Genomic DNA, 13,202 nt, shown 5'->3' with positions numbered 1-13,202 from the left:
CTCGTTGAGAAAAATGGCGGGGCGCCGCCGGGAGGAAGCGAGCGCCCCGCAAGCAATCAGCCGTTGGTCTCGATGATCTCGGTCCAGGCCTGGTGGGCATCGGCGATCGCCTGTTCCGCGGTCTTGCTGCCGGCAAGCGCCAGGGCGAGTTCGTCGGTCAGCGCGTTTTCGAGCTTTGGCGCATAGACGGCCGTCGGCCATGCCAGGCTGTTTTCGAGCGCGCCGTCGTCGAGCAGCGGCTGGACCTGCGGCTGGAAGGCCCTGAACTTCTCCGACTTCAGGCCGGACTGGCGGTCCGGATCGATGCCCGAGCCGGTCAGCGCAAGCAGTTGCTCGTGATAGTCCTTGCTGGTGGCAAGCTTGATCAGCTCCCAGGCGACATCCTTGTTCTTGGATCCGCTCGTGACGGCAAAGCCGAAGCCCGCATTGAAGGCGAGGCGCGGCGTCTTGTTGTTGCCGCCGACGGGGATGCGGGCGACGCCCCATTTGTCGACGATCTTCGAACCTTTCGGATCCTGGGCGTAGCCGCCGAGATCGGTCCAGAAGTCGATCTGCGCCGCTTTGCCGTTCAGGAAGGCGGGAAGGCCTTCCTCGAACCGTGTTTCAAGCGGGGTCGGCAGCGCATGCGGGGCGGAGTCGAGCAGGGATTTCAGCGCCTCGACCGCCTCGCCACTGTCGAGTGCGGACGTGCCGTCCGCCTTCAGGAAGTTGCCGCCGAAGCCGGTCAGGCGGTTGGCATAGGTGGACAGGATGATGACCGGGATCTTGGCGCCGAGAACCGCTGCGCCATAGATGCCGTTCTTCTTTTCCGCCTCGGTGATGACCTTGGCGTTCTCGTTGTATTCGTCCCAGGTCGCCGGGGCCTTCAGGCCATAACGGTCGAAGAGTTCGCGGTTGTAAAACAACAGATGGCTGTCGCCGTCATAAGGCAGGCCGTAGCGTCGGCCGTCATGCAGGGTGTACTGATCGTAGATGGTCTGGATGAAATCGTCCGGCTGGATCTCGGCCTTGTCGCGCTCGATGAGATCCGTCACGTCCTCGATCACGCCATCTTCGGCCAGCTGACCCTTGTAGGTATAAAAATAGTCGATCACGTCGAACTGGTTGGCGCCGGACTGGACGTCAAGCGTCGCCTTGACGCTGACCTGGTCGTAGGGCACCGCGGTGACGTTGACCTTGGCGCCGGTGAGCTTTTCGAAGTCCTCGGCGATCTTCCTGCCGGTGACGACATGCGGCTGGATGATCAGCAGGTTGATCGTGCGGCCCGCGAATTTGTCGCCGGCGGCAAGGGCGCTTGGCGCGGAAACCGGCGCCAGCAGGGGCAGGGTCCCCAGGGCCGCGAGCGATTTCAGCACGCTGCGGCGGCGATAGGACTGGCCGAGAATGGAACTGGACATGGAACCCTCCGTCAAAGTCGGCCTGGCGCTTTTTTGCTGCGCCGAGCCTTGCCCGGTGCACCCGCCCACGAGCTTGTCGTCAGCATCATGCGCCGGAAGTTCGCCGAGATACACATATCGTCCATATATTTTATGGACTATATGGAGACGATTTTCCTGCTCGAACCCGTCGAGCGAGGTACGAATTTTCTCAAGAGCGAAGGTTGCGTCCCGGATCATTCACCGAGCTGGCACCGGGCTCTGGCACACCCGGTACGATCTCGGTGTGATGACGTCGCTTGAACAAGGCCCTGCGGCTGCCTTGCCATGATTGCGTGCATCTGGTAGCTGCGCAACCGTAGAGAATTATTCATCATCGAGGGGCTCCCCACCACTTTCCAGCGAAAATGCACCGATGAAACGACAGGAAGCGCCGCTGTCCAAAGGGAAGGCGGGGGCTCTGTCGCATGAACCCCATGCGCGTCGATGCGATCGTGCTTTGGGGCGGCTCCATGACGGCCCGGTTGCGAACGGGGGGGCGACGGTAGGGGGAGTGAAGTCGATTGAAGAGGGGTTACGAATGTTCGGCTATGTTGTAGGGCTGCCCGCCTTTCTCGCCTATTTCGCCATCGGCTTGGCGGCCTATGCAGTCTTTGCCGGGGTTTACACCCTGCTCACGCCCCATGATGAGGTCAGGCTTATCCGATCGGGGAACTCTGCCGCAGCAACAGCTTTCCTCGGGGCGTTGCTCGGGTTCAGTTTGCCGCTCGCCTCGGCTGCGGCAAATTCGGTGAGCATCGTTGACTACATCATCTGGGCGATCATCGGCACAGTGATACAGGTGCTGGCGTTTTTCATCGCGCGAGCAACGATGCCCGGCCTCCACGAGAAGATCACGCGGAGCGATATGGCCGCTGGTCTCTGGGGTGGAGGCATAGCCCTGGCGATCGGCATCCTGAATGCCGCATGCATGACCTATTGAGTTGGTGTATCGATGCGCAGACGTCTGAGTGGTCGCACCCCTCCGGTCCTCGCCCTCGGCACGATTGCGGTGTCGGGCCTTGTCTTATCGAGCTGCGGCGACAAGCCGCCAGCCGAAGATGTCATGTTCAAATCCGTGGACCAGTGCGTGCAGGCCGGCATGGATGAGCAAGTCTGCCGGGCCGGCTATCAAGACGCCATGGGCACCCATCTGGCGCATGCACCCCGGTTCGATCGTCTGGCAGCATGCGAAGCAGAATATGGGTGGACGCAATGCACCCAGGCGCGCGCGGCCGACGGCAACGGCAGTTACTTCATCCCTTTCATGGCGGGATACCTGTTGTCGACCGGGATCGAGAGGATCGACGACTACTACAAATATCGTCGCCGCGAGGATGAAAACGGAAGTAGCGGCGGCAGTGGCGGAGGTGGAGGCGGAGGCGGAGGCGGAGGATACGTTGGCTCCTCTCCAATCTACAAAACGCGTCTCGACCAGACGGTCACGCTCGAGCCAACCCGCGTCAACGGCTCGCAGAGCGCTCACGCGGCCTCGCCTCAATACGCAGTGAAACCCATCAACGTCAGCACGCGAACTGTGGTGCGCCGCGGGTTTGGCGGACGGTCAATGTCGTTCGGGTTTGGCGGCTGACATGCAACGGGTGAGATTGCCAGCCCGCCCGGACTGGCGTGACAAGGCGCGCGGGGCCGGGTTTGGTTTCCACGAAATGTATGGCGAGCCCTATTGGCTCGACGATGCTGCCTACGTGTTCACGCTTGAGGAGATCGAAACTCAGATCGAGGGCCCGAGCGAGGAACTCCACGCCATGTGCATGGAGCTCGTCGACGATATCGTGACGAGCGATGAAAAGCTTGATCGACTTGCTATCCCGGAAGAGTTCCGTGACCTCGTCAGCCGTTCCTGGCACTCTGGCGAGCAGCATCTCTATGGCCGCTTTGACCTGGCCTATGATGGGAACGGACCCGCCAAGCTTCTCGAATACAATGCGGACACCCCGACTTCCGTCTTTGAAACGGCCTTCTTTCAATACAACTGGTTGACGGATCAGGTGGCGCTCGGTGTCTTGCCTGACGAAGCCGATCAGTTCAATTCCCTGCAGGAGAGCCTGGTCGACGCTTTCCGGCAGTTCGACAGGGAGTCGATTTTTCATTTCGCCGCCATCACGGAGAATGACGAGGACCGCGGCGCCACTGTCTATCTCATGGACTGCGCCCTGCAGGCAGGGCACCAGGTCGACTTGCTCGACGTGCGCGACATCGGCGTGGATAGCAGCGGGCGATTTACAGACTTGAAGGATCGCGTCATCGATCGTTGCTTCAAGCTCTACCCTTGGGAGTTCATGGTACGGGAACCGTTCGGGGCCTATCTCAGGCATTCGGGAACCGCTTTCATCGAGCCTGCCTGGAAGGCCGTTCTGTCCAACAAGGGTCTCCTTCCCTTGCTGTGGGAACGCTATCCGAACCATCCCAATCTGTTGCCGAGCTATTTCGGTGACGATCCCCGCGGTCCGGCGCTTTCGGACTACGTCCGCAAGCCATTGCTTTCCCGTGAAGGCGAAAACGTCACTGTCTATCGCGACGGCAACGAGTTCCTGACGCTGGAGGGCGGCTACGGCGGGGAAGGGTTCGTCGTCCAAGCCTATGCACCGCTTTTTCACAGCGACGCAGGCTATGCGGTGCTTGGAAGCTGGATGGTCGGCAATCGGGCCTGCGGCCTCGGCATTCGCGAGGATCGGACCTGCATCACCGCGAACCTGTCGCGGTTCGTGCCTCACGTCATCCTGGATTGACATCAACGGGAATGCGTTTGTGCGTGGACGCGGCGGCGGCGGCCGCAACAGAAACGAATGCCCTGGGCGTCGAACGCGTGAAGGTGACCGACGTCACCTCACAGCGTCTTCAGATAGGCGATCAGCTGCGCCCGCTGTTCGGCGTCAAAACCGGGTCCGATAACGCCCGCAGGCAGCGCCTTGCCGTCTCCTTCAAAGGAATGGCCGAGATTGGAGTTGCCGCGCACGGTGACGTCGAAGAGCGTCTGTCCGGGTTCACAGACGACATTGCCATCTTTGACCACGGAGGGCGTGAGGCCAACGCGTTTCGTGTCGAATTGCATGGGCCCCACGCAGAAGGCCCGCGGACGGTCGCGCTGCGGTGACAGCAGATCGTCGAGGGTCGGAACGGAGCCGTTGTGCAGGTAAGGGGCCGTTGCCCAGATGCCGTCGAGCGGACGCACTCGATAGTGGGGCTTGGCGACATAGATGGGCGCGGCGGCGGTGTCGGCGACTTGGCGCGTTTTTACGTCGATCCCGGCGACGGGCACGAACACCCCTGGGTTTGGACAGTTGGGCCTCGTGCCGAGGATCGCCGTTCTTTCTTCGCTGGTCAGGACTCGGCCGAGGCGCTTTTCGGTGTCGAGGATATGCTGGTTTCGCACCCTCGCAACGATGTCCATCAGGTTGAGCGCGTAGGATTTTTCGAACGCCGGATCCCTCAGCATCTTGCAGCTTTCCAGCAGCGCGCCGGTATCAAGGCCGAGAGAGGGGGGCACCTTGACCGTCCTTTCCGTCAGCACTCGCGCCTGCTGCGGATCCGTGCCCATGGCTGCGACAGACTTCTGCTTGTTGTCGAAAATCAGTTCGTTCGTGCCCTCGCGCCAATTCGCCTTGTCCCAGAACGAACCGGGGTCGCCGGGCGTTATGGTCGTGTCGCGGGGTGGGCTGCCGTGGCATTCCACACAGTGCGCGGCGTAGAGCTTGCGCCCTTCGTTGATCGCGTCCCCGTTGATCGTCCAGTTTTCGTCACCGGGGAAATTCGAGGCAGCGTCGTCCCAGCGCGGCGCCTGCAGGCCCTTGAAGCCAACTTCGCCGTCAAACGGACCATCCTTGCCCCGCAGCAGGGCCTCGATCTCCTCGATCGCGTCGAACTCGACAGACGAGGCAAACAGCGGCTGCGGCGAGTTCTTGTCGCCCATATTCACCCGGGCCGAGACCCCCAGAGCCTCGCCGATGTTGCGAATGCCCGGATCGAGGATCGAGGCGTCGTACTGGGCCCAGACGAAATGCGGGACGTCCCAGATCGCCGGAAAGCTGACGGGGGCGGAATGCGCTGCAAAATTCGAATCCAGCGCCCGGATGGCCCGATCCACGTCCGCGCGCTTCGCGTCCGCCGCTGCCGCCTCCATGTTCTTCAGTTCGGCTTCGTCCGGCAGGTCCGGCAGCAGGTTTTCGTGAAAGACCTGATTTCCGATGCGGTTGAGTGCGTCAAGCCGCCCGAAACCCTCTTCGGTATGCTGCTCGCCGCGTCGGCCGAGCACCTCCCTCTCAAGCATCACTTTGTTTTGGATCTTCTGTTTGCAAATGGCGCTCAGCTGTTCTTCCGTTCGCTCCCGCAGGGCGTCACGGACGTCGGCCGGAGCATCGGCATGATCTCCAACAACAGAACGGACGAGGCGATGCGCACGCCAGGGCATGAGGTCGGTGTAGCAAACGGACAGCCCGATGATGCGCTCGAGATTGCCGATGTCGATCATCGCCGGCGCGCCGTCGATGCGAAGCTCGGTGTCCTTGTAAAAGACCCGCCCCGTGTGACAGGCCGCACATGTCAGCCCAAGCCCGTCCTCCATCTCCCGGCCGGTCGCCGGATCCAAGCCGCCTTTCAGCACGGCGAAGCCGACCGGGAGCACGCCGTATCCGTTGGGTCGCGTCGGGACGATGGCCGGATCGCATCCCGTATTGGGCGGAATGAAGCCGAGCCGATCCAGATAGGCGGGATCACTGAGCCGCGCACCCGGGATCGCCACGTCGAGGGCGGTCAGCTCCGGGCGTTCGAGGTGCTGGAACCAGGCATAGGGCATGGGGAAGGTCGCCGTTCCCTGGGAGACGTTGTGAAACCATGCGCGGTCATCATCGGACCAGTTCTGTTTCAGCCACACGCACTTCGTGCTCTGGCGCTCGGCGATCAACGGCGGCGGCACGATTGCCGACGCCTTTTCCCATGCGTCCCCGAGCCTGGCCAGGGCCGAGCGGATTTGCTTCGGCGCGCTGCTTAGGACCACCCCGGTGGCAAGGGCGAACCCGACAAGCGCGATCAGAACCTTCAAAACCAGCCACAGCGGCCGCGAATGCGCATCGTCTTTCATGAACCTTCTCCGCAAGAGCCTCTAGAGGATTTGACTGCAAGTCGTTCGCCGCTGCCGTTTGTTTCTCTCGATCCCGGTTGGGAACTCTACTTTTTCAAGGTGGTCTGGCTGAGGTCCGGGGACGGCAGGAACGTTCCGTCGCCGTTGATCCGTGCGATCAGTTTTGGCGTCTGGGCATGGCCGGCGCCCGGGAACACGATTTCCAGTGTGCCGTCTCCATCGAGGTCGTCGACGAGAATGGGTGTCTGCCTGATGAGGTCGGGATGTCTTTGTTTCTGCTTCTCCTTCCAGGATGCCTGCTGATCCGTCGGCAGGAAGTGGCCCTCGTCGTCATCGGTCACGCTCGCGATCAATTCTGCCGTCGGAATTGACTTGCCGCCGGGAAGGGTCGGCGCGCAGCCACCATCCTTGTCGAACTTGAACGCAGCCAACTCCAGCGCGTAGTCGCCCTGCGGACCTTTCGCCTTCACCGCGCGTGAGAGGACCACGAGGGTTTCACCCGATCGAACAGCGATCGCGATCGGCGGTCTCGCCAGCCATGTTCCATCGAAGTGCGGATTGCACACCGACATGTTTGCCTCGATCGAAGGTAGGTCCCCGGTGTCGTCGTTTCTGAGCGCGGGCATGCGCCATTGGCGAACGTCGACGCGATCCGCCCCCGCGGGGCCCGTCCGCCTGAGCGCCACCAGGGCCTGGCTCTCGCCTGTCCGGCCGAGGGCGAAGAGCGGTTCGTCCAGTTCCTCGATGTCGGCCAGCCACAGGGAGCCACGCGGCCAGCCCGCGTCGCTGTGGGGCCTCGCCGTCTTGCGCGCGATACCGATCCGCCGCAGGAACGCCTTCGTCTGATAGTCTTCGTCCCGTCGCACCCAGGTCAAGAGAGGGTCGCGTTCAAGTGGCGGCTGGAACACCACTGGCGAAGCGACATAGTTGCGATAGACGTTGTATTCGTCCTGCTTCTGCCCGATCAGTGCCGCCGGCCGCAGATCCGTCAGCCGCAACGGCGCTTGCGGCTGTTGCTTGCGCCGGAAAGCGGTGCTGACGAGAATATCGCGAAAGCACGGCACATTTGCCCCTTTCGAGAGGCAGGCGTTGGTTTGCAGCGCCATCAGGTGAAGCGTATCGGGTGGCGGGTTGATGCCGTGCGCGGCAATGACCTGAGAGAACCCGGCATCGTCCGAACCATTGAGCCCAACTTCCGCAACGGCGATGGCGTTGCGTGACGCGCAGGGGGCTTTTGCACCGAGCATCTCGTCGCTCATGCCGGCCTCGTACAGGCACTTCCAGTCGTCGTCCGTTGCCCTTGCTGCGGCGATGGCGAGAATGCGTCCGCCGGTTTCGTTCAGCCCGCGCCTTTGCCACCAGACGAACCAGTCTTCCGGCCTGTCGTTGTGCGTCGTGGCGACGACGATGGGGGCGTTGACGAGATAGGAGGGGTCACCCGGAATTTTCGCACGAAGCGCAAACTTGGCAGGTTCCGTGCCCCCGAAGGCCGCGACTTCGACAAACATGCCCGATTGGCGCATGGCGAACTTGTAGAGCGCCTTGAGGCCGTTCAGCCGTCCCTCGGGATCGGGCGCATCGGCAATGCGGTAGACCACATAGGACGCCGAGCGCACCGGATAGGGATCGTATTCGAAGTAGGTCGAGGCTCTTTCGTCCAGGCCTGTCTCCTGGCTGGCGCTCTCCTGCGTGGCGTCGGCGTCCGGATTGGACGGTCGAAAGGAATCGCTGCCACCGGCACGAACACCGAGCGTCACAAGTCGGGCGTCGCGCCTGCATTTTTTCTGTTTGGCCTCGATGACCTCCTTGTCGCTTCCCGGATGGGGCCGTTCGATGAAATAACACAGGCGAAACGCGTGCTCCTGAAGCAGGAAGTCGCAATCGGCCTGGGTATAGGCATAGGTCGCCGCGCCGTGCCTGTAGCAATAGTCGTGCGAGGCGCAGGCCTGGCGCATCTGAAGCCCGATCGGCGCGCGCCCGTCCTCCGGCGGAAAAGCAAGGTCGGCCAGTGTCGCCGGCAGGCTGCAGCTCAAGCCTTCGCCACGCCCGCCGACGACCTGGACATCGGCGGAGGAAAACGGCACCTGACCGGATGTCGGCGGCATCGCTTCCGTCGGGATGGCCGCGTTGGCGAGGATCCTGTCGGCGAGCAAGCGTCCGAAAATATCCAGGCGCGCAAAGACGGCCCCGGCGCAGACCAGGACCAGAAAACCGATGATCGCCATGAGCATGTAAACGCGGCGCATCGACACGTACCTTCTCTTCGGCGGGCTCTTCAGCAGCGCTTTTCAGGGCGCTGGCACTTCGGCTGCCCGGAGTTCCGGACGACCTCCGTGCGCCGTTCTGTCAGGCGATCAGTAGCCGCTGGCGTTTTCGATCGTCACCTCGGCAGTCCCCTTGTTGTTCAGATAGAAAAAGTCGCGTAGCCCTGGGATGCCGAGGACGGCGTCGTTCAGATAGAGATAGAGCCTGCCGGTCTCGCGCGGCGTGAACAGGAACGACACGTGCTGCGCATTCGGGTCGGCCAATCGGATCGGCGTCGCCGGCTGTTCATCCGCGCCGTGACTGCCGATGCGCGCGATCAATTGGAAATAGGGTTGTCCCCACCAACGGCGCAGCGGCACGGCTGCGACTTGGAGCATAGCGGCGGTGTCGAATTCCGCCAGTGGCTTCCAGATGTTCAGCCCCGCTGCCCCGGACGGGACGCTGGCATCCTTCAAATCATGACTGTCGATCGTGATTTTGTAGCGTTCGCCTTTGAGGAGAATCCATTGCGTATCCCAGCACATTGACGTCGGATCGAGCGTCCCCTTCAACGGGACCTTCACCTGCTCCACTCTTTCGTTCGGCGGATCGTCCTTTGAGCAGAATGCGCCTGAGGCGCTCGCAACCTCAAACGACGACTTATTGAGTAGGACGACCGCAGCCAGACCCGTTACGGTCAAAGCCGCTGCCGGCAACCAGCGCTCCCGCAGGGCATTGTAAAGTGCAATCATTCTGGGACTGGTGCGCACGGCGCGGGCAAACCTCAGAAGCGGTGAACTCGTCAGCATGCGGTTTTCCTTCGCGAGGCCGATGCTGATGAAGAAACATGCCAAGGTCGTCACTCCGAAGAGCAGGGCGGCCTGCGATGTACCTGTTAGAAAAGCGACCAGGCAGGCCACGAGAGCCATCAGGGTGGCCGACGTAGCGATGCGCTTGTGGCTTTCGCTCCTCTCTTTTGAGAATTGCGTCTGGTCGCGCTGCCAGCGGCCGCTCGCCCAGGCGATGCGGGCGCGGTCGGCGATCCGGGTGCGCAGAAAGGCGCTGAACCACATGAACAAGGCGATGCCGGCGGCAAGAATTGCGGCCTTGGCTGGACCATATGCGATGGCGTCCACCCACGGCTTGGCAAACCCAGGCATGAAAAGCGCGATCGGACCCGTGAGCAGTCCGAGCAGCGGCCTTGCTCCGTACTCGGCCCTGGCCAGCGGACCGGAGGTCACGAAGCTTGACCAGAGAGGGTAACAGGCGGCGACGAGGACGAGGAAGAGAAGCACGTAATAGACCGCGCGCCGCCACCACACCGTATCCTGGACCACCTCGAAACGTTCGGAGCGACCGTCTGCACCGGCCTGCTGGCGCCGGCGCATCTCGTCGAGCGCCGCCTCCGCATTGGACTGGTCGGGCGCGGAGGCCAAAGTTGCCACTTGCGCCGGCGGAGCAATGAAAGGCACATCGCTGCCGTCAGGCAAACGGACGCGGAATTGCAAGGGCAATGAAACCGGCGCATAGCCATCGGGACCGCCTGCCATTCGCGCGATGACGCTCCAGTCCACGAGCGGCTCCACCGGGTTCAATGGTGGCGCCTCATCCTTGGGCCGTTCGTTCATGATCCATTGCGCGTCGCGCGGATGGTAGCGATAGAAGAAGCCAAGATTGGAGCGGCTGTCGTAGATCCGGCCGTCCTCCGAGGCGATCGCCGCGTAGCGTGCCACGGTGTCGGCGCAAAAATTCAACCCGGCCTGTTTTGCTTCCTCGATCATCCAGCAGAGCGGAACGTGTGCAAGGCGGTCGTCCGGATAGCCGCCGCCGACATTCGAGTGCACCCCCGCGAACCAGACCTGGCGCAGGCGTTCGGGGCCGATTTCCCGACCCTGTTCATCCGTCGGGTGCCAGGGGATCGGGAAAAACGTCCGCCGCTCGTCATCGAGGCTGAGCGCGTGGCGCGCCTGCTCGACGCATGGCAGAAGATGGCGCTTTTCGAAGATCATCGGCCACACCCATTGGTTGACCGCCCGTGTCAGTTCGTCGATCGGCAGGCCGTAGGCCGCAACCGTGTCCCATACCCCGAGGAAGGCAACCTTGATCTCCTGCGACGAGCGTGGTCCCGAGAGCGGCTTTTGATAGGCGGGGCTTCCGGTCAGCGAATTTGAAAGTTTGACGGCGCCGTCGCGCAGGTTCCGGGTGAGCACGACCCATGGCAGCCTGGTCTTGAACGCCTCCTTGCGAAATGCCCGGTAGGCCGCAAGCGCAAAGCGGTCGAGCTCCTCGTGGGACTGGAATTCCACCAGCCCTTCCTTCGCCACGAGCCCCACCAGCAGTCGGGCTGTGAAGGCGCCGCGGCTGAAGCCGAACACGAAGATCCGGTCGCCCGGCTGGTAGTTGAGGCACAGGAATTTGTAGAGGTTGACGACGCGGCGCTTGACGCCGAAGCCGAGTGCCAGGCCAATCACCTCGAACGGTTTGAACGAGGAAGTCCCGACGCCGTCGGCGAAGGTCGCGACCTGGTCCTGCTCGTTGAGGTTGAGCGCCTCATAAAGCCGCCAGACGTTCGTCTTGAAGGGTTTCGACGCGCTGTTGCCTGTGCCGTCTGCGAAAAGCACGATGTTTTTTTGCATGACATGACGTCCCCGATCGAAACTGCCATGCGGTTGTCAGCGTGCACCGATTGTCGCGTGCTCCGGGTTGATCCCGCATCGGCTGAGTTTTGGAATGTCTGCTGCGACTGCTCTTGTAGGCGCCGTTGGCACGCCCATGACGCCGGGCGGCATCGTCGGCCGACGTAGCTAAAGGGTTCGGTCCCTTCACGCTGCATGCCGGGTCTGCTGCGATGCCGTCCCGCCCCTCTCGCCAGAAAAGCAGTCTTTATTATATGAAGTGCTAATTAATGCGCCGCGGATGCCCTTATGGCAACCATTAAAACTTAAGGGTGCAGCGAACAGCGCCGAACTGCCGCTGACCACCGAAAGTGTCGGCAGATGGCTGCAACGCCAGTGATTGCGAGCGTTGGCCGGAACCACCATTGAAAAAGGGACCGAATGGCAATTGATTAAAATATTGGCATATTCTTCCGGTCGCGATCCAGGGTATCCACAAATCTCGTGCTGGATTGACCGGCGCGACCGGTTGGATATACTTCCTCCTTCTGCCTAAAGCGATCTGTTGCACGACGTGACATGGCGTGCATTTCTAAGCAGTGACTTTGCAACACGTTACTCAATAGATCTATATATTTACAGCTGCGCATTAAGATCTATCTTGAGTTGCCGAGCTCAACGGAAACGGCCAGCGTTTTCCAGGAAAACGTTGCAGTTGCCTGACGAGGGCTCACCTAAACCCACGGCAAAAGGTTTCGGGGAGAGGTATGGCGCAAGCTGATTCAGACATCGGCACCAGCGGCTTCATGGTCGGTCGATCCCCGGCGTTCAAGCGCGTCTCGGAGATGGTGGCCAAGCTTGCCGCTTGCGACGCCAGCGTGCTCATCGAAGGCGAAACCGGCACGGGCAAGGAACTGCTGGCGCGCGCACTCCACTATGGAAGCAGGCGTCGGCGGGGGCCGTTCATTCCCGTCAATTGCGGCGCCTTGCCGGAAATGCTCATCGAAAGCGAGATGTTCGGTGTCTGCCGAGGCGCCTATACGGATGCCCGCTCCGATCGGCCGGGATTGGTGCAATCGGCGCAGGGCGGAACGCTGTTTCTCGACGAAGTCGACTCGTTGCCAGCCCACGCCCAGGTCGCGCTGTTGAGATTTCTCCAGGATGGAACGTTCCGGCCGGTCGGCGGCGTGCACGAGCAGAGATCCGACGCCCGCGTCGTTGCCGCGTCCAACGCCGACCTGCAGGACCTGGTGCGCAGCCGCGCTTTTCGCGCCGACTTGTACTTCAGGTTGAACCTGTTCGTTCTGTCCGTGCCGCCGCTCAGGGATCGCGGCTCGGACTGCGTCCTGCTTGCCGAACATTTCATTCGGGTTTTCGCGCTGCGCTTCGGGCGGCCGGTGCGGCCGTTGCATCCGCTTACCATCGACTGGCTCCCATTCTACGCCTGGCCGGGCAACATTCGTGAACTGGAAAACCTCGTTCTGCGCGCATTCATGCTCAGCGAGGGAGAGACGATTTTCATAGAACCGGTCGCGGCGAACAGCATGACGGCAAGATCCGGCGTTCCCTCCGCGCAGGACGGGTGGAGCGGGCTTCTGCCCTATCGAGAAGCGCGGGCGTCGGCCCTGGAGGCGTTCGATACGGCCTATGTCGAGCAGCTGCTCAGCCAGACGCATGGCAACGTCACGCTGGCCGCACGTCTTGCGGGCAAGGAGCGGCGTGCCTTCGGCAAGCTTATCAAGAAGTACGCGATCAACTCCTCCGCGTTTCGCTCGGAAACGCAAGATAGCCAGGCCCCCCGCACAGACCGACTTTAGCGCGACTATCGCC

Annotated in this window: 8 protein-coding genes; 4 read left to right on the top strand and 4 right to left on the bottom strand. The window is 62.1% G+C overall.

Going from position 1 to position 13,202, the window contains the following annotated elements; translation table 11 throughout:
* Positions 1–56: 56 nt before the first annotated feature.
* Positions 57–1,397 (bottom strand): sugar ABC transporter substrate-binding protein, encoded by a 1,341-nt coding sequence (locus VGO12_RS29280; protein WP_327516247.1) that lies wholly within the window; start codon positions 1,395–1,397, stop codon positions 57–59.
* 559 nt (positions 1,398–1,956) lie between these two features.
* On the opposite strand from VGO12_RS29280, the gene VGO12_RS29275 reads away from it, so the two are divergent.
* The 3 genes from VGO12_RS29275 to VGO12_RS29265 are packed head-to-tail and all read left to right on the top strand — an operon-like array spanning position 1,957 to position 4,165.
* Complete coding sequence (locus VGO12_RS29275; RefSeq protein WP_327516246.1) at positions 1,957–2,358, top strand: DUF350 domain-containing protein; 402 nt, start codon at positions 1,957–1,959, stop codon at positions 2,356–2,358.
* Between the two features lie 12 nt (positions 2,359–2,370).
* A complete protein-coding gene (locus VGO12_RS29270; protein WP_327516245.1) occupies positions 2,371–3,006 on the top strand; it encodes a DUF1190 domain-containing protein in 636 nt (211 codons plus the stop codon).
* Position 3,007: 1 nt separating this feature from the next.
* A complete protein-coding gene (locus VGO12_RS29265) occupies positions 3,008–4,165 on the top strand; it encodes a glutathionylspermidine synthase family protein (protein WP_327516244.1) in 1,158 nt (385 codons plus the stop codon).
* A 98-nt stretch (positions 4,166–4,263) separates the two neighbouring features.
* Here VGO12_RS29265 and VGO12_RS29260 read toward each other — a convergent pair whose 3' ends face one another.
* The 3 genes from VGO12_RS29260 to VGO12_RS29250 form a co-directional block, all read right to left on the bottom strand.
* Positions 4,264–6,513 (bottom strand): di-heme-cytochrome C peroxidase, encoded by a 2,250-nt coding sequence (locus VGO12_RS29260; RefSeq protein WP_327516243.1) that lies wholly within the window; start codon positions 6,511–6,513, stop codon positions 4,264–4,266.
* Between the two features lie 86 nt (positions 6,514–6,599).
* Positions 6,600–8,759, bottom strand: a complete 2,160-nt coding sequence (locus VGO12_RS29255; RefSeq protein WP_327516315.1) for a hypothetical protein — start codon at positions 8,757–8,759, stop codon at positions 6,600–6,602.
* A 108-nt stretch (positions 8,760–8,867) separates the two neighbouring features.
* On the bottom strand, positions 8,868–11,393 hold the full coding sequence (locus VGO12_RS29250) for a DUF2235 domain-containing protein (protein WP_327516242.1): 2,526 nt from the start codon (positions 11,391–11,393) through the stop codon (positions 8,868–8,870).
* Between the two features lie 746 nt (positions 11,394–12,139).
* Between VGO12_RS29250 and VGO12_RS29245 the strand changes: the two genes are divergently transcribed.
* On the top strand, positions 12,140–13,189 hold the full coding sequence (locus tag VGO12_RS29245; protein WP_327516241.1) for a sigma-54 dependent transcriptional regulator: 1,050 nt from the start codon (positions 12,140–12,142) through the stop codon (positions 13,187–13,189).
* Positions 13,190–13,202 lie beyond the last annotated feature (13 nt).

The organism is Ensifer sp. (genome assembly GCF_035999135.1).
Classification (GTDB): Bacteria; Pseudomonadota; Alphaproteobacteria; order Rhizobiales; family Rhizobiaceae; genus Ensifer.
The sequence above is the reverse complement of the archived record's forward strand: the minus strand, read 5'-3'. Positions and strand labels throughout refer to the sequence as shown.

Excerpts from the sequence above, each read along its gene's own strand:
- VGO12_RS29255 (WP_327516315.1), bottom strand. The coding sequence starts at position 8,759 with ATGCGCCGCGTTTACATGCTCATGGCGATCATCGGTTTTCTGGTCCTG.
- VGO12_RS29280 (WP_327516247.1), bottom strand. The coding sequence starts at position 1,397 with ATGTCCAGTTCCATTCTCGGCCAGTCCTATCGCCGCCGCAGCGTGCTG.
- VGO12_RS29270 (WP_327516245.1), top strand. The coding sequence starts at position 2,371 with ATGCGCAGACGTCTGAGTGGTCGCACCCCTCCGGTCCTCGCCCTCGGC.
- VGO12_RS29260 (WP_327516243.1), bottom strand. The coding sequence starts at position 6,513 with ATGAAAGACGATGCGCATTCGCGGCCGCTGTGGCTGGTTTTGAAGGTT.
- VGO12_RS29275 (WP_327516246.1), top strand. The coding sequence starts at position 1,957 with ATGTTCGGCTATGTTGTAGGGCTGCCCGCCTTTCTCGCCTATTTCGCC.
- VGO12_RS29265 (WP_327516244.1), top strand. The coding sequence starts at position 3,008 with ATGCAACGGGTGAGATTGCCAGCCCGCCCGGACTGGCGTGACAAGGCG.
- VGO12_RS29250 (WP_327516242.1), bottom strand. The coding sequence starts at position 11,393 with ATGCAAAAAAACATCGTGCTTTTCGCAGACGGCACAGGCAACAGCGCG.
- VGO12_RS29245 (WP_327516241.1), top strand. The coding sequence starts at position 12,140 with ATGGCGCAAGCTGATTCAGACATCGGCACCAGCGGCTTCATGGTCGGT.